At 65.1% G+C, this 15,363-nt stretch carries 16 protein-coding genes and 1 pseudogene; 11 read left to right on the plus strand and 6 right to left on the minus strand.

What is annotated here, in order from left to right:
• Nucleotides 1-3: 3 nt before the first annotated feature.
• Nucleotides 4-1,143, minus strand: coding sequence for a class I SAM-dependent methyltransferase (locus AB431_RS25920; protein WP_047333814.1), 1,140 nt, complete (start codon nt 1,141-1,143; stop codon nt 4-6).
• A gap of 193 nt (nt 1,144-1,336) precedes the next feature.
• On the opposite strand from AB431_RS25920, the gene AB431_RS25925 reads away from it, so the two are divergent.
• Nucleotides 1,337-2,113, plus strand: a complete 777-nt coding sequence (locus tag AB431_RS25925) for a hypothetical protein (RefSeq protein WP_047332355.1) — start codon at nt 1,337-1,339, stop codon at nt 2,111-2,113.
• Nucleotides 2,114-2,132: 19 nt separating this feature from the next.
• On the opposite strand, the gene AB431_RS25930 is transcribed toward AB431_RS25925, so the two are convergent.
• The gene (locus AB431_RS25930) at nt 2,133-3,122 is read right to left on the minus strand and encodes an NAD-dependent epimerase/dehydratase family protein (RefSeq protein ID WP_047332356.1); all 990 of its coding nucleotides are present in this window, start codon (nt 3,120-3,122) and stop codon (nt 2,133-2,135) included.
• Nucleotides 3,123-3,208: 86 nt separating this feature from the next.
• Here AB431_RS25930 and AB431_RS25935 point away from each other — a divergent pair.
• Nucleotides 3,209-4,025: pseudogene (locus tag AB431_RS25935) on the plus strand (SAM-dependent methyltransferase).
• Nucleotides 4,026-4,101: 76 nt separating this feature from the next.
• Here AB431_RS25935 and AB431_RS25940 read toward each other — a convergent pair.
• The 4 genes from AB431_RS25940 to AB431_RS25955 form a co-directional block, all read right to left on the minus strand.
• Entirely contained in the window at nt 4,102-4,539 is a 438-nt protein-coding gene (locus AB431_RS25940) for a carboxymuconolactone decarboxylase family protein (protein WP_047332357.1), read from the minus strand.
• A 2-nt stretch (nt 4,540-4,541) separates the two neighbouring features.
• Nucleotides 4,542-5,393: an NAD(P)-dependent oxidoreductase gene (locus tag AB431_RS25945; RefSeq protein ID WP_047332358.1), complete on the minus strand. Its 852-nt coding sequence runs from the start codon at nt 5,391-5,393 to the stop codon at nt 4,542-4,544.
• 31 nt (nt 5,394-5,424) lie between these two features.
• Complete coding sequence (locus tag AB431_RS25950) at nt 5,425-6,174, minus strand: SDR family oxidoreductase (RefSeq protein WP_047332359.1); 750 nt, start codon at nt 6,172-6,174, stop codon at nt 5,425-5,427.
• A gap of 83 nt (nt 6,175-6,257) precedes the next feature.
• Nucleotides 6,258-7,724 carry an aldehyde dehydrogenase gene (locus AB431_RS25955; RefSeq protein ID WP_047332360.1) on the minus strand — a complete coding sequence of 489 codons (1,467 nt, stop codon included), beginning with the start codon at nt 7,722-7,724 and terminating at the stop codon, nt 6,258-6,260.
• A gap of 174 nt (nt 7,725-7,898) precedes the next feature.
• On the opposite strand from AB431_RS25955, the gene AB431_RS25960 reads away from it, so the two are divergent.
• The 9 genes from AB431_RS25960 to AB431_RS26000 all read left to right on the plus strand — a co-directional run bounded on the left by AB431_RS25960 (nt 7,899) and on the right by AB431_RS26000 (nt 15,362).
• Complete coding sequence (locus tag AB431_RS25960; RefSeq protein WP_047332361.1) at nt 7,899-8,492, plus strand: TetR family transcriptional regulator; 594 nt, start codon at nt 7,899-7,901, stop codon at nt 8,490-8,492.
• The gene (locus AB431_RS25965; RefSeq protein WP_047332362.1) at nt 8,489-9,703 is read left to right on the plus strand and encodes a cytochrome P450; all 1,215 of its coding nucleotides are present in this window, start codon (nt 8,489-8,491) and stop codon (nt 9,701-9,703) included. The genes AB431_RS25960 and AB431_RS25965 overlap by 4 nt, the downstream gene beginning before the upstream one ends.
• A 24-nt stretch (nt 9,704-9,727) precedes the next feature.
• On the plus strand, nt 9,728-10,552 hold the full coding sequence (locus AB431_RS25970; RefSeq protein ID WP_047332363.1) for an SDR family oxidoreductase: 825 nt from the start codon (nt 9,728-9,730) through the stop codon (nt 10,550-10,552).
• On the plus strand, nt 10,549-11,916 hold the full coding sequence (locus AB431_RS25975) for a cytochrome P450 (protein ID WP_047332364.1): 1,368 nt from the start codon (nt 10,549-10,551) through the stop codon (nt 11,914-11,916). Before AB431_RS25970 ends, AB431_RS25975 begins: the two co-directional genes overlap by 4 nt.
• Nucleotides 11,917-11,921: 5 nt before the next feature.
• Nucleotides 11,922-12,131: a ferredoxin gene (locus tag AB431_RS25980; RefSeq protein ID WP_047332365.1), complete on the plus strand. Its 210-nt coding sequence runs from the start codon at nt 11,922-11,924 to the stop codon at nt 12,129-12,131.
• Between the two features lies 1 nt (nt 12,132).
• A complete protein-coding gene (locus AB431_RS25985) occupies nt 12,133-12,672 on the plus strand; it encodes a nuclear transport factor 2 family protein (RefSeq protein WP_047332366.1) in 540 nt (179 codons plus the stop codon).
• A 171-nt stretch (nt 12,673-12,843) separates the two neighbouring features.
• Nucleotides 12,844-13,977 (plus strand): NDMA-dependent alcohol dehydrogenase, encoded by a 1,134-nt coding sequence (locus AB431_RS25990; RefSeq protein ID WP_047332367.1) that lies wholly within the window; start codon nt 12,844-12,846, stop codon nt 13,975-13,977.
• A gap of 88 nt (nt 13,978-14,065) precedes the next feature.
• Nucleotides 14,066-14,500: a nuclear transport factor 2 family protein gene (locus AB431_RS25995; protein ID WP_047333815.1), complete on the plus strand. Its 435-nt coding sequence runs from the start codon at nt 14,066-14,068 to the stop codon at nt 14,498-14,500.
• Nucleotides 14,493-15,362: an SDR family NAD(P)-dependent oxidoreductase gene (locus AB431_RS26000; protein WP_200902670.1), complete on the plus strand. Its 870-nt coding sequence runs from the start codon at nt 14,493-14,495 to the stop codon at nt 15,360-15,362. Before AB431_RS25995 ends, AB431_RS26000 begins: the two co-directional genes overlap by 8 nt.
• Nucleotide 15,363 lies beyond the last annotated feature (1 nt).

The following is a 15,363-nucleotide window of genomic DNA, read 5'->3' on the forward strand; positions in this document are numbered from 1 at the left end:
GCACTATTGATCGACGTAGGCGCGTGAGTGGTCCAGCGTGCGCAACCACTCCGGGGCCCCTTGTTCGGTATTGAGGCCCTTTTCGATGACGGCCAGGTTGTGATGGACGTGCACACCGGTGACAGTCAGTTCGGTCGACGACCGTTCGTCGTCGGCAGCGCGCATCTGCTCGCTCTGATGCAGACCGTCCAGCAGGTCCTTGATCATCGTCATGGACCGGTACTGCGCCGAGGGGTCGGGATCGCCGCCCCACTCCGGCCAGTACGACGACGCCAGATCCTCGATCACGTACAGGCCGCCCGGCCGTACATGCGGGAACAGCGCGTTGAACGAAGCGATGATGTGGTGGCTCATGTGGCTGCCGTCGTCGATCACGATGTCGAAGGGGCCGATGTCGGTAGCCATCGCGTCGAGGAACTGCTCGTCACCCTGGTCACCCTGCACGACGTCCAGGCGGCTCTCCACGATGCCGTTCTTGGCGAAGATGTCCATGCCGTAGATCAGGCCGCGGCGGAAATAGTGCTTCCACATCCGCAGCGATTCACCACCGGCGTCGGGTGAATCGTAGCCACCCACGCCGATTTCGAGCACCTTCACCGCTTGGTCACGGTAGGGCTCGAAGTACTTCTGGTAGTGCGGCGTGTACCAGCGGCCGCCCCACTTGTCCGAGCCGAATCTCACGGCGAGGTCGGTAATGTCTTTGGGGCGCTGCGACATTGCACCCGCCAGCTGCCGCACGCCGGCTGAGACGGCCGGCGAATACTCCTCGTCGGCGAGTTGCCGCGCGAACAACTCTCGGGTGGCGCCGTGTGGGCCGACAGGACCGAACACCTCTCGCAGGAGATCGATCAGATCCTGGCGGACGGTCGCCGCAGCGTCGGCATCCCAACCTTCTTCTACCGAGGCGCCACCAGATTTCAGCCTGAAGAGATAGCCGAGGCGCTCACCGCCGAAGCCGAGGTCGCACTGGACCACAAGTCCATCCGGTGGGCCGTAGAGCAAGCCGGCCCGACAGGCCACTTCCTCCAACAGAATTCGGGCGACCGCATCAGGACCAAGATCAGCCACCCGCGCCGAGATATCGGGTTCAGGCAAGCAGGCAGCCCGCAGAATTGTTTCGATGAGCGGTATTTCGGTCGACATCAGGGTCACCTCACCTAGAGCCGTGGGAACCCGCGGCTCACGCACCGTACCACCGTTCGCGCGCTGAGGGAGCGTATTGAGCCAGGCCGTCACAGGCGCTGTCGGAGTCGCACTTATTCGACTGCGGCACAATGTATTCGACCGTTAGTCCGGAAACGTCCCAGCCGGGGGGTACGGTTCGTGAGTGAACCATATGGCGATAACGATCGCCGAACAGCCTGACCTGACACAGCGCGCGATCAGCGACAGTGACATCTGGCCGGAGTTCAACCTTCAGGGCGAGACCTATCGCCGATTGTGGCCGAGGCTGACACAAGACCTGCCGGCCTTCCAGTTCGCGATGTGCGACACACAGACGCACGAGGTGATCGCCGAAGCACACACGGTGCCCTGCTGGTGGGACGGCACCGACGCAGGCCTCTCCGACGGCATCGACGCAACGATGGCAGACGCATTCCACCGGCACGACACCGATCAGCCGTTCAACACGCTGTGCGCGATCGCTGCCGAAATCCCGACCGGCGGTCGCGGAACCGGTCTTGCCGCCGAGATCCTGCAGGCGATGGGAGTCATCGCCGGTCGGCACGGTTTCAGCCAGTTGATCGCCCCTGTTCGTCCGACCTGGAAGGACCGCTATCCGATCACCCCGATCGAGCGCTACATGACCTGGCGCCGCGACGACGGATCACTGGTGGACCCGTGGCTACGGCTCCACGAGCGGATGGGTGCGCGGATGGGACCCTCGACGGCCAGTTCGTACCGGATCGCCGGGACGGTGGCCGAATGGGAGTCCTGGCTCAACATGGCGTTGCCCGAGTCGGGTGATTACGTGTTTCCGGGCGGCCTTGCTCCGCTGCACGTCGATCACGACGCCGACCAGGCCACATACCTCGAGCCGAATGTGTGGATGATCCACAACCTGTCCTCGCTGGAGGCCTACCAGGCGGACGCCTCAACAAAGGAATCGTGAACTAGCGCAGGCTAATTCATCACCCCCGGCCGAGGCTGTCGGCCAGGGCCGACAGAGTCTCAGCCGCGCTGTATTTGGGCTTCCAGCCGAGTAGATTTCTGGCCTTGCTGGTGTCCATCACCGTCGAAGCCCGCCCGGCGTGCAACCACTCCAGCGCCGAGGGCACGAACGGCAGGCGCGCCAGCACCTCCGATGTGGCGACTGCGGCGAGGTGCGGCACCTTGACCGGCCGAGCACCGAGCGCCCGGCCGACGTCTGACATCGTCAACAGACCGTCACCGGCCAGGTTGTACGCCCCGGGCGGCGCAGTCGCGGTGGTGACCGCCAGGGCGATCGCCGACGCGACGTCATCGTGGTGGACCAACTGGACCGGGGTACCCGGGTCAGGCATCGGAGGTTTGAGCAACGGCACCGCATCGGTGAGTCGACGCACTACCCCGGGCAGTTGATTCCACGGCATGGCCTCGGCCAGCGCCGGCGCCTTGGGCCCGGCGACGATGCAGGGCCGCAGTACGTACACCTCCAGCGACGAACCCTTGGTGGCCGCGGCCAGCACCTCCTCACACGCGGCCTTCTGCTCGGAGTAGTAGTGCTCCGGTGTGCCACGAGTGGGCACGTCCTCGGTGATGGGCACGGGGTTGTCCGCGTAGTAGCCGTAGGCCGCCACCGAGGACGTGTAAACGAGCCGGCGCGGTCCCCCGGCCACGGTGGCCTCGAAAACGTTGCGGGTGCCCGCGAGATTGATCCTGGCGCTCTCTTCCCGGGTGCCCATGATGATGAATGCAAGGTGTACGACCACGTCGACGTCGGCGACCAGCGCATCGACGGCATCGCGATCCAGGATGTCGCCCTGCCGGTACTCCGTCTTCGTCCACCCGCGGTCAGCCGGGTCGAAAGGCCGGCGAGCCATCCCGACGATGTGCATCACGTCGGGGTGCGCCTCGAGCGCCTCGATCGCGGAGATCCCGATCTCGCCGGTCGGGCCGGTGACTGCTACGCGAAGAGCCATGGGGCTGCTTATTCCCGGCTTGGATCGGGGCAAACGCAGGGCGGGTGACCCGAGCGTGACCGTCGCAGGGCTGACACCATCGAGGTATGGAAACCAGACCAGAGGCGGTAGCCGATACCGGACTTGGTGGCCGCGATCCGCGCTCGCGAGTCGAAACGCGAGGACCGGCTGTTCACCGATCCGTTCGCCGACAAGCTGGCGGGCGAGGCCGGCCACCGAATCCTCGACGCGGCCCTGGCCACCTCCGGGGAGCGGACCACGTTGCAGATCGTGGTCCGCACCAGGTTCTGGGACGACGCCATGCTGGGGGCGGCGTCGTCGTGCCGGCAGGTCGTTCTGGTCGCCGCCGGGCTGGACGCGCGGGCCTACCGGCTGGACTGGCCGGCGGACACCACGGTCTTCGAACTGGACCAGCCGTCGGTGATCGCGGCGAAAAACGCGATCCTCGCCGAGGACGATCCGCGGTGCGCGCGCGTGCCGATCGGAGTGGACCTCGCCCGGGACTGGCCAACAGCCCTGCGGTCGGCCGGCTTCGACGCCGCCCTGCCGACGGGCTGGCTGATCGAGGGACTCCTGCAATACCTCGCCGAAGACGCCGTGCACCTGCTGTTCGAACGCATCGACACACTGTCGGCGCCGGGATCGGTGCTGTGCTACGACGTCGTCGGCAAGTCGCTGCTGGAGGCACCGTTCATGGCCGGGCTGCTGAAGTCGATGGCAGACAGCGGTGCTCCGTGGCTGTTCGGCACCGATCATCCCGAGGAGTTGGTGCCGGGTTGGTCGGCGGAGGTCACCGACGTCGCCGAGCCCGGCAATCGGTGGCATCGCTGGTATGCGCCGCCCACTCCGGCCGGCGTACCCGACGCGCCGCGCGGGTATTTCGTCGTCGCGACCAAGGACTAGCCAGATATCGAGTCAGACGTGAGAGCGACGTCGTGCGGCAAATCCGCGCTCTGAGTTCTGGCTCGTTGGACGCGTCCTATTCGTCGAGCGCCTTGCCGCTGTGCATTTTCAGCGCGTCGCTGACGTTGGCCTTCTTGTCCTCGGCCAGGCCGGCCTCGGCGGCCTTCTTGCGCTTGGCGATGACCTTGGTGACGGCCCCATCCAGTTTCGAGCCCAGCGGGAAACCGAGGTAGTGCGTCAGGAAGATCGCCATCTCCTTGAGCTCGTCGGGCGTGAGCTCCTCGTTGTGCAGGGCGGCGTTGGCTTGGATCTCGGCCAGGTCGGAGATGCCGAGCGCGGTGACGACCGTCAGCGTCATGATGCGCTTGTCCCGCATGGTCAGGCCGGGTCGCGTCCAGATGGTGCCGAACAGATGATCCGCGGTGAGCGCGAAGTAGTCTCCCGGCGAGTCCGGCATCTCCCAGCCGTAGACCTCGTTCATCTTGTCCAGGCCCTTGCGGCGCAGTTCGTCCATCGTCACTCCTTTGTGTGTGGGACACCGAGCCCGGCGGCCAGATCCCGTATTGCGATCTCGGCCAGCGGCAGCTCGACACCGGTGGCTTCACCAAGGCCGAGCGCCAGCCTCAGATCTTTCTCGGCCAGGCCGCGGGTGTGGATGAACATGTTGTACAGGAAGTGATCTGGCTGCAGAGGAGTGGTGTCGTCCCGAAACATGATCGCACCAGGGCCGCCGCTTTGGGCATCGCTGTGCCGCACCACCCGCCCCAATTTCTGGATGTCGATTCCAGACGCTTCGGCGAGTCGCTGCGCCTCGCACGCAGCGGTAAAGCCGATGAAGGTCAGCATGTTTCGGGCGATCTTCATCCGGGTGCCGGCTCCCGGCTCGCCGGCGCGGACCACCAGTGAAGCCCATCGCTTGAACACCGGCTTGACGATTTCGTACGCCTCGTCGTCGGCGCCGACCATGACGGCCAACTCGCCCTTGTCGGCGGCGCCCGCACCGCCGCTGACCGGGGCGTCGACGATGTGAATACCCTTGGGCCGCAACTGCTGCGCCAGCTCACCGGCGGTCGCGGGCTCGATCGTGGAATGGATCGCGATGACCGTCCCGGGCTTGGCGTGTTTGGCGAGTTGGCCCACCACCTCGCGCACCTGCTCGTCATTGAGCACGGTGACTTCGATGACATCGGCCGCTGAAACATCAGTGACGTCGTCCGCCAATTCGGCACCCAGTTCGGCGAACGGAGTCTTGGCCTCGGCCCGGACGTCGAACACGATCAATCCTCCCGGCCAGTCGGCGAGCCGCCTGGCCATCGGGGCACCCTGGTTGCCCAGCCCGATGTAGCCGACTTTGACCGAGTCGCTCATGAGCCCCGCCCTATTCTCTTCGCGCAAGCGCTCATCGGAAGATCTGTCCACCGTCGACGTTGAAGATCTGGCCGGTGATCCACTTGGCCTGATCGGACAGCAGGAATAGGCACATCCCGACCAGATCGTCGACTTCACCCATGCGCGACAACGGAATTCCCTTGACGATGTCGGCGACCATCTCCTGCGGCGTGGTGCTGCGGTTGGCTTCGGTGTTGATCGGGCCGGGCGCGATCGCGTTGATCCTGATGTTCTGGCCGCCGAGTTCGGTGGCCAGCTGCTGGGTGAGGCTGTTGACGCCGGCCTTGGCCAGGCCGTAGTAGTTCGAGTACAGCCACGCCGCCGTCGACGACTGGTTGATGATCGCACCGCCGCCGCGCTTGGCCATCTTCCGGTAGACCGCTCGGGTGCAGACCAGCGCGCCGTCGAGGTTCACGCTCATGAACTTCTTGTAATAGTCCCAGTCCACGGTGATCAGGAAGTCCAGCTTCATCCCGCCGAAGATGGCGGCATTGTTCACCAGGTAGTCGATACCGCCGAACTCGGCGAGGGTTTGATCCGCCATCGCCTTGGCCGAGGCCGGATCGCTGACGTCCACCGGCAGCGCGAGCGCATTACCGCCCTCGCCCTTGATACCGTCGGCCACCTTCTGGGCGCCCTCGGTGTTGATGTCGGCGACCACCACGGCCGCGCCCTCGCGGGCCAGCGCCTCGGCGTAGGCCTGGCCGATGCCGCCCCCCGCGCCGGTGACGATGGCCACCTTGTCGTCGAACTGTCCCATGCTCTCTCCTTTTCAGCGCCGAACGTGGAGTTGTTGTTGACTTTCGCCTCGATGAGCGCAACAACTCGACGCTCGCGAGTTGGCTAGACCGCTGTGGCAATGACTTTCAGCTCGAGGTATTCCTCGAAGCCGGCCAGCCCCATCTCCCGGCCGACGCCGGACTGCTTGTAACCGCCGAACGGCGCGTCGGCGGAGTACCACACCCCGCCGTTGACGTTTACGGTGCCGACCCGCAGCCGGTTCGCGACCCCCTGCGCACGCTCGGGATCACTGCTGAACACGGTGCCCGACAAGCCGTACGGCGAATCGTTGGCGATGCGGACCGCGTCGTCGTCACCGTCGTGGGCGATCACCGTCAGCACCGGACCGAAGATCTCTTCGCGCGCCACACGAGCGGAATTGTCCAGACCGGCGATCACCGTGGGCTCGATGAAGAACCCGGTGTCACGGTCGGCCGGGCGCCCACCGCCACAGGCGAACCGGCCGCCTTCGGTGATCGCGAGATCGAGGTAGGACTGCACCCGGTCGCGCTGACGCTCGGAAATGACCGGGCCGCAGATGGTTCCGGGATTGGTCGGGTCGCCTGGCTTGATGCCGCCCATCGTCGCCGCGGCCGCCTCGACCGCTTCGTCGTAGCGGGCCCGCGGCACCACCAGACGGGTGGTGATCGCGCACCCCTGACCGGCGTGCATCGAGGCGGTGAACGCCGCCATCGAGCACGCACCGCCCAGATCGGCGTCATCGAGCACCAGGAACGCCGATTTGCCGCCCAGCTCGAGGAATACCTTCTTGATGGTCGCCGCGCCGGCGGCCATCACGGCGCGGCCGGTGTTCGTGGAGCCGGTGAACGACACCATGTCGACACGCGGGTCGCTGGACAGCAGCGCACCCACCGAGTGGTCGTTCGAGGTGACGATGTTGACCACACCGGGCGGGATGTCGGTGTGCTCGGCAATCAGTTCGCCGAGAACTGCTGCACACCAAGGGGTATCGGGCGCGGGCTTGAGCACGATGGTGTTGCCTGCCGCCAGCGCGGGGCCGAGCTTGGCCAGGTTGATCTGGTGCGGGAAGTTCCACGGTGTGATGGCACCGACGACGCCGACGGCCTCGCGGGCAATGGTCCGCTGGGTCTTGATTCCCATCGGCGCCGCAACACCGAGATCCTGGCGCCACGAATAGTTCTCGGCGGTGTCGGCGCTGAACGACAGGTCTTCGACCGGTCCCTCCAGCTGCGCGGCCGAGGTCAGCATGCGCGGGGCACCCACCTCGGCCATCGTCATCTCGCGAAGTTCCTCGACGTGTTCCTTCATCGCGTCGCGGAGCTGGCGGATGCCGCGTACCCGCAGCTCGGTGTTGGTGGACCAGTCGGTGGTGTCGAAGGCGCGCCGTGCGGCGTCGATGGCACTGCTCATGTCGTCGGCGTCGGCGTCGGCGGCGGTACCCAGCACCTCTTCGGTCGCCGGATTGATCGTCGGGTATCTGCCGTTACCGCCCGGCACCAGCTTCCCGTCGATGAAGAGATCGCTGTTCTTATCGGCCGAAATCGCCATCCCGATTCCCGTCTGCTTCGTTGGACACGTGTCCGAGATTCCGTCATTCGCACCATAGCGGCAGACCCGGGCACGGTGCAAGAGCCTGACGGACCTCAAGCAAAGAAGCCCATTGAACTGGCATTTCGATGCCTACTCTTGCCTACCGGGACCAGGATCCGATAACTTGGACATGTGTCCAGCGATGCCGTGCTAGCCGTCACCCCCAGCGGTGACGACGTGCCGCGCAACCGCCGCCAGGAAGAGACGTTCCGCAAGGTGCTGCAGGCGGGCATGGAGATGCTGCGGGAGTCGTCCTACGCCGATCTCACGGTGCGCGCCGTCGCGGCCCGCGCCAAAGTGGCGCCGGCGACGGCCTATACCTACTTCTCGTCGAAGAACCACCTGATCGCCGAGGTCTACCTCGACCTGGTCCGCGACGTGCCCTACTTCACCGACGTCAACGACAGCCGGCTGCACCGAGTTCAACAGTCCCTGCGCAGCCTGGCCCTGGTGATCGCCGACGAACCCGAGTTCGCGGCGGCATGCACCACCGCAGTGCTGAGCAATGACGCCGGGGTGGTGCGGGTGCGGGACCGTATCGGTGCCGAAATCCACAAGCGGATCAAGTCGGCGCTGGGCCCGGACGCCGATCCGAAGATCGTGTCCGCACTGGAGATGACCTACTTCGGCGCGCTCGTGCACGCCGGCAGCGGCACCATGAGCTACCGCGAGGTCGCCGACCGGATGGAATACGTCGTGAGCCTTATCTTGGGAGAAAATCAATGAGCGTGCAGAGTCCGGATACCGTGCTGGACCCGTACAACTACGACTTCCACGAGGATCCCTACCCGTACTACAAGCGGCTGCGCGACGAGGCGCCGCTGTACTACAACGAGGAACTGAAGTTCTGGGCGCTCTCCCGGCACGCCGACGTACTGCAGGGATTCCGTAACAGCACGACGCTGTCCAACAAGTACGGCGTCTCGCTGGATCCGGCATCACGCGGCCCGCATGCCTCCAAGACCATGTCGTTCCTGGCGATGGACGACCCGGCCCACTTGCGGCTGCGGACCCTGGTTTCGAAAGGCTTCACTCCCAGGCGGATTCGTGAGCTCGAGCCTCGGGTCACCGAAATCGCCACCAAACATCTCGACGCCATGATGGAGAAGGCCGCCGCCGGCGAGACGGTGGACTACGTCGACGAGTTCGCGGGCAAGCTTCCGATGGACGTCATCTCCGAACTGATGGGGGTGCCGGAAGCCGACCGCGTTCAGGTGCGCGCCTGGGCCGACGGTGTGATGCACCGTGACGAGGGTGTCACCGACGTTCCTCCGGAGGCGGTCGAGGCGTCGCTGAACCTGATCGTCTACTACCAGGCGATGGTCGAGGAGCGGCGAAAGAATCCGACCGAGGACCTGACGTCAGCACTGCTGGAGGCCGAGATCGACGGGGATCGCCTCACTGACGACGAGGTACTGGGCTTCATGTTCCTGATGGTCATCGCCGGCAACGAGACCACCACCAAACTGCTTGCCAATGCCGCATTCTGGGGGCACAAGAACCCCGACCAGCTGTCCGAGGTCTACGCCGACCTGTCGCGGGTGCCGCTCTGGGTGGAAGAGACGCTGCGTTATGACACCTCCAGCCAGATCCTGGCCCGCACCGTGGTGGGCGAGCTGACCCTGTACGACACCGTGATTCCCGATGGGGACGTGGTCCTGCTCCTTCCGGGATCGGCCCACCGCGACGAGCGCGCGTTCGACAGGCCCGACGACTACCTCATCGGCCGCGACATCGGCGCCAAGCTCCAGAGCTTCGGCAGCGGTGCACACTTCTGCCTCGGCGCGCATCTGGCCCGCATGGAGGCGCGAGTTGCCTTGGAAGAACTGTTCAAACGCATCCGCGGCTATGAAGTCGATGAGGCGCACTCGGTGCGCGTCCACTCCAGCAACGTCCGTGGTTTCGCCCATCTGCCCATCACAGTGCAGCCTCGCTAGAAGGACGCACCGAAAGGTTCCCGAATGCCCCGTTTCGCTCCCCTTCCCGACCGCAGGCCCGCCATCGTCGCCGGCGCCTCATCCGGTATCGGTGAGGCGACCGCCATTGAGCTCGCCGCACGCGGGTTCCCGGTCGCCCTCGGTGCACGCCGCGTCGAGAAACTCACCGACATCGTCGGCAAGATCAACGCCGACGGTGGTGAGGCCGTCGGATTCCACCTCGACGTCACCGACCCCAACTCGGTGAAATCCTTTGTCGCCCAGTCAACCGATGCACTGGGCGACATCGAGGTCCTGGTGGCCGGCGCCGGCGACACTTACTTCGGCAAGCTCGACGAGATCACCAGCGACGAATTCGAATCGCAGTTGCAGATCCACCTGGTCGGCGCTTTCCGATTGGCCAATGCGGTGCTGCCCGGGATGCTGCAACGCCAGCGCGGCGACCTGATCTTCGTGGGATCCGATGTCTCGCTGCGGCAGCGTCCGCACATGGGCGCCTACGGCGCGGCCAAGGCCGCGCTGGTCGCCATGGTGAACAACTTCCAGATGGAACTCGAAGGCACCGGCGTTCGCGCGTCGATCGTGCATCCCGGCCCGACCAAGACCTCGATGGGCTGGAGCCTGCCCGCCGAGAAAATCGGCCCCGCACTGGAGGATTGGGCTAAGTGGGGACAGGCCCGCCACGACTACTTCCTGCGCGCAGCAGATCTCGCGCGGGCCATCACGTTCGTCGCGGAGACGCCACGCGGCGGGTTCATCGCCAACATGGAGCTTCAGCCCGAAGCTCCGCTGGCCGACAACAAGGACCGCCAGAAACTTGCCCTGGGCGAGGAAGGAATGCCATCGTGACCAACCCATCAGCCACCAAAGAGGTACCGCGCGTTTCGGGTGGCGAAGAGGAACACGGCCACCTCGAGGAGTTCCGCACCGACCCGATCGGCCTGATGAAGCGCATCCGCGAGGAGTGCGGCGACCTCGGCTGGTTCCAGCTTGCCGACAAGCAGGTGATCCTGCTTACCGGCTCCGAGGCAAACGAGTTCTTCTTCCGGTCCAGCGACAGCGACCTGAATCAGGCCGAGGCGTACCCGTTCATGACACCGATCTTCGGCGAGGGCGTCGTGTTCGACGCCGATCCGGAGCGCCGCGCGGAGATGCTGCACAACACTGCGCTGCGTGGCGAGCAGATGAAGGGCCACGCCACCACGATCGAGAACGAAGTGCGCCGGATGATCGAGAATTGGGGCGAGGAAGGCGAAATCGATCTGCTGGAGTTCTTCGCCGAGCTCACCATCTACACCTCCACGGCCTGCCTGATCGGGGTGAAGTTCCGCAACCAGCTCGACTCCCGGTTCGCGAACTACTACCACCTTCTCGAGCGTGGCACCGACCCGCTCTGCTACGTCGACCCCTACCTGCCGATCGAGAGCTTCCGCATCCGCGACGAAGCCCGTGCCGGCCTGGTCGAACTGGTGCAGGAAGTGATGAATGGCCGGATCGCCAACCCGCCCAAGGACAAGAGCGACCGCGACATGCTCGACGTCCTGGTGTCGATCAAGGACGACGAGGGCAATCCGCGGTTCACGGCCAACGAGATCACCGGCATGTTCATCTCGCTGATGTTCGCCGGGCACCACACCAGCTCGGGAACCTCGTCGTGGACCCTGATCGAACTGCTGCGCCACCCTGACTTCTACGCCAAGGTTCAGCAGGAGCTCGACGAGCTCTACTCCGACGGCCAAGAGGTGAGTTTCCATGCGCTGCGCCAGATCCCGAATCTGGACAACGCGCTCAAGGAGACCCTGCGGTTGCATCCGCCGCTGATCATCCTGATGCGGGTCGCCCAGGACGAGTTCGAGGTGGAGGGTTACCCGATCCACAAGGGCCAGATGGTCGCCGCCTCACCGGCGATCTCCAACCGCATCCCGGAGGACTTCCCCGATCCGGACGCCTTCTACCCCGATCGGTATGAGAAGCCCCGGCAGGAGGACATCGTCAACCGCTGGACCTGGATTCCGTTCGGTGCGGGCAAGCACCGGTGCGTGGGTGCGGCGTTCGCGCAGATGCAGATAAAGGCGATCTTCTCGGTTCTGTTGCGCGAGTACGAGTTCGAGATGGCGCAACCGCCGGAGTCCTACCGTAACGACCATTCCAAGATGGTGGTCCAGCTGGCCCGGCCGGCGAAGGTCCGCTACCGCAAGCGCGTCAAGGCTTGATCGAGGTGGGCTGCTACCGCGTGGTACTCGACGAGGACCTGTGCCAGGGGCACGCCATGTGCGAACTGGAGGCGCCCGACGTCTTCAAGGTGCCCAAGCGCGGCGTCGTCAAGATAGTCGATCCCGAGCCACCCGACGAGATGCGCGACGACGTCGAACGAGCCATCGAAATGTGTCCCACCCGAGCACTATCCATCGTAGAGAAAGAGGACTGACATGGCGTCAAGAGAACAGCTCGACGACTGGGTCGAGCGCTGGCTGCAGGCCAACAAGGACTCCGAAGCGGCAGGCGACTGGACGAATCTGGCCGAGTTCTACACCGAGGACGCCACCTACGGCTGGAACATCGGGCCCAAGGAAGACGTCATGTGCGTCGGCAAGGACCAGATCCGCGACGTCGCACTCGGCCTGGAGATGGAAGGCCTGGAGAACTGGGTCTACGAATACCAGAAGGTGCTCGTCGACGAGAAGCAGAACGAGATCGTCGGCTTCTGGAAGCAGATCGCGAACAAGTCCGACGGCACCCGCGACGAGATCTATGGCATCGGCGGCAGCTGGTTCCGATTGAACGACGATCTGCTGATCGAGTGGCAGCGTGACTTCTTCGACTTCGGCCATGTGCAGAAGGCGTTCGTCAAGCTGATCTCCTCGGGCGATCTGACCTCCACCATGCAGAAGCGCATCGAGCGCAGCGTCGCGGGTGAGAAGCTCCCGGGTTATTACCCCCTCGGTGAGGCTCCCGTCCCGATCTGGTGAATACTCGACACCTGTCAAGTAATCGGCCCCCGGCAGTGACTTACGAAGTGACGGAGGTCATAATGGTCAGCAGGACAGGAACACGTTCTAATTCTTGCCTAGATTGACCATCCGGCGTGGCCGGCCGCCCCGGAGACCGCCGGGGTCGGGTTTTGCGAGTGGAGGTTCGCTGTGAAGACAAAAGGTGCTCTCATCTGGGAGTTCAACCAACCATGGTCGATCGAGGAAATCGAGATCGGCGACCCGGTCAAGGACGAAGTCAAGATCCAGATGGAAGCTTCGGGCATGTGCCACAGCGACCACCACCTGGTCACCGGCGACATCCCGATGGCCGGCTTCCCGGTGCTCGGCGGCCATGAGGGCGCCGGCATCGTCACCGAGGTCGGCCCCGGCGTCGACCATCTGGCCCCCGGCGATCACGTGGTGCTGTCGTTCATCCCGTCGTGTGGCGAGTGTCCGGCCTGCCAGGAGGGGTTGCGCAACCTCTGCGACCTGGGCGCAGGCCTGCTTGCCGGCACCGCAGTATCCGACGGCACGCACCGCATCCACGCCGTCAAGAACGGTCAGCCGGTCATCCCGATGACGTTGCTGGGCACCTTCAGCCCGTACATGGTGGTGCACAAGAGCTCGGTAGTGAAGATCGACCCGTCCATCCCGTTCGAGGTCGCCTGCCTGGTGGGCTGCGGCGTCACGACGGGCTACGGCTCGGCCGTCCGCAGCGGCGACGTCCGCCCCGGCGAGGACGTCGTGATCGTCGGCGTCGGCGGCGTCGGCACCGGCGCCCTGCAGGGTGCGCTCAACGCCGGCGCGCGGAACATCTTCGCCGTCGACCCGGTCGAGTTCAAGCGCGACAACGCGCTGAAGTTCGGCGCCACCCACGCCTACCCCGACATCTTCAGTGCGATGGCGGGGGTCGCCGAGGTCACCCAGGGACGGATGGCGCACAAGACCATCGTGACCGTGGGCGAGCTCAAGGGTGAGGACATCGACCACTACATGAACATCACCGCCAAGGGCGGCACCGTGGTGGCTACCGCTGTGGCGAACATGGCCAGCAGCGACGTCACGTTGAACCTGGCGATGCTCACTCTGATGCAGAAGCGCCTGCAGGGCACCATCTTCGGTGGCGGCAACCCGCACTATGACATCCCGCAGCTGCTGTCGATGTACAAGGCGGGCAAGCTCAATCTCGACGACATGGTCACCCGGCAGTACAAGCTCGAGCAGATCAACGACGGTTACAAGGACATGCTCGAAGGCCGCAACATCCGCGGCGTTATCCGCTACACCGACGAGGACCGCTGATCTTCGCGTGTCGTCGGAGGACCTTCCGGGCCGTGCCCGCCTTGCCCACCGGCGCGGGCACGGCCCGGAATTCATAGAAGGAGAACCGATGTCCACGACCACCGAACAGACCCCGGCTCTGGCCGCATCGCAGGCATCCTGGCGGTGCGTGATGTCGCACGATCGCGAAGGCTGGCTGGCCCTGATGGCCGACGATGTCGTGATCGAGGATCCGATCGGGCCGGCCATCACCAACCCCGACGGAAACGGTGTGCGGGGCAAGGCCGCGGTCGCGGATTTCTACGATGCGAACATCGCGATCAACAATCTTCGCGTCACCTGCGAAGAGACGTTTCCGTCCAGTTCCCCGAACGAGGTCGCCCATATCCTGGTGCTGCGCAGCCAGTTCGAGGGTGGCATCACAAGTACGGTGCGTGGCGTGTTCACCTACCACGTCAACGACGCCGGCCTGATCGCCAACATGCGCGGCTACTGGAACATGGACGGCATGCAGTTCGGTCAGGCTCCTGCCGACAGTGAGTGATCGGCCACTGGCCGGATTCGGCGCCGTCGTCGTCGGCGGTTCCCGTGGCATAGGTGCCGCTGTTTCGGCATTGCTGGCCGAGTGCGGCGCGAGTGTTGTGGTCAACGGTCGCGACGAGTCAGCTGCCGAAACGACGGTGGCCGCCATCACCCAGGCCGGCGGCCGGGCCGTCGCGCATGCGGGTTCGGCTGCCGACGAGACTGTCGCCGAAGAGCTGATGACGTTGTGCGAGAACGAGTTCGGCGCGGTTGATGCATTGGTCAACTGTGCGGGTGCGCCCGAACCGCCCGGCTCGTCGATACTGTCCGTCACACCCGCTGAGTTCCGCGATCTGCTCGACATCCACCTCGGCACCACGTTCGCGACCTGCCGGGCGGCCGCACCCAGGATGGTGGCCCGTCGTCGCGGCGCGATCGTCAACACCAGTTCCTTTGCCTTCCTTGGCGATTACGGCGGCACCGGATATCCGGCGGGCAAGGGTGCGGTGAACGGCCTGACGATGGCCATCGCGGCAGAGCTGGCCGAGCACGGCGTGCGCGCAAACGTGGTGTGTCCCGGCGCCAAGACCCGGCTGTCCTCCGGGTCGGATTTCGAGGGGCAGATCGAATCGCTGCGTCAGCGCGGCATCCTCGACGACGTCAGCGCGCAGGGCGCGCTCGATGCCGCACCGCCGGAGTACGTCGCCCCGCTGTACGCATACCTGGTCAGCGACCTGGCCGGCAAGGTCACCGGCCAGATCCTCATCGCCGCCGGGGGTTTCGTCGGTCGGTTCGACAAACCCTCCCCCGCGTTCATCAATTACCGGGATCACCACGACTCACCGCCGTGGACGGTCAGTGAGATCGCGGCGATGCTGGGCTGAG

Source organism: Mycobacterium sp. EPa45 (genome assembly GCF_001021385.1).
Taxonomy (GTDB): domain Bacteria; phylum Actinomycetota; class Actinomycetes; order Mycobacteriales; family Mycobacteriaceae; genus Mycobacterium.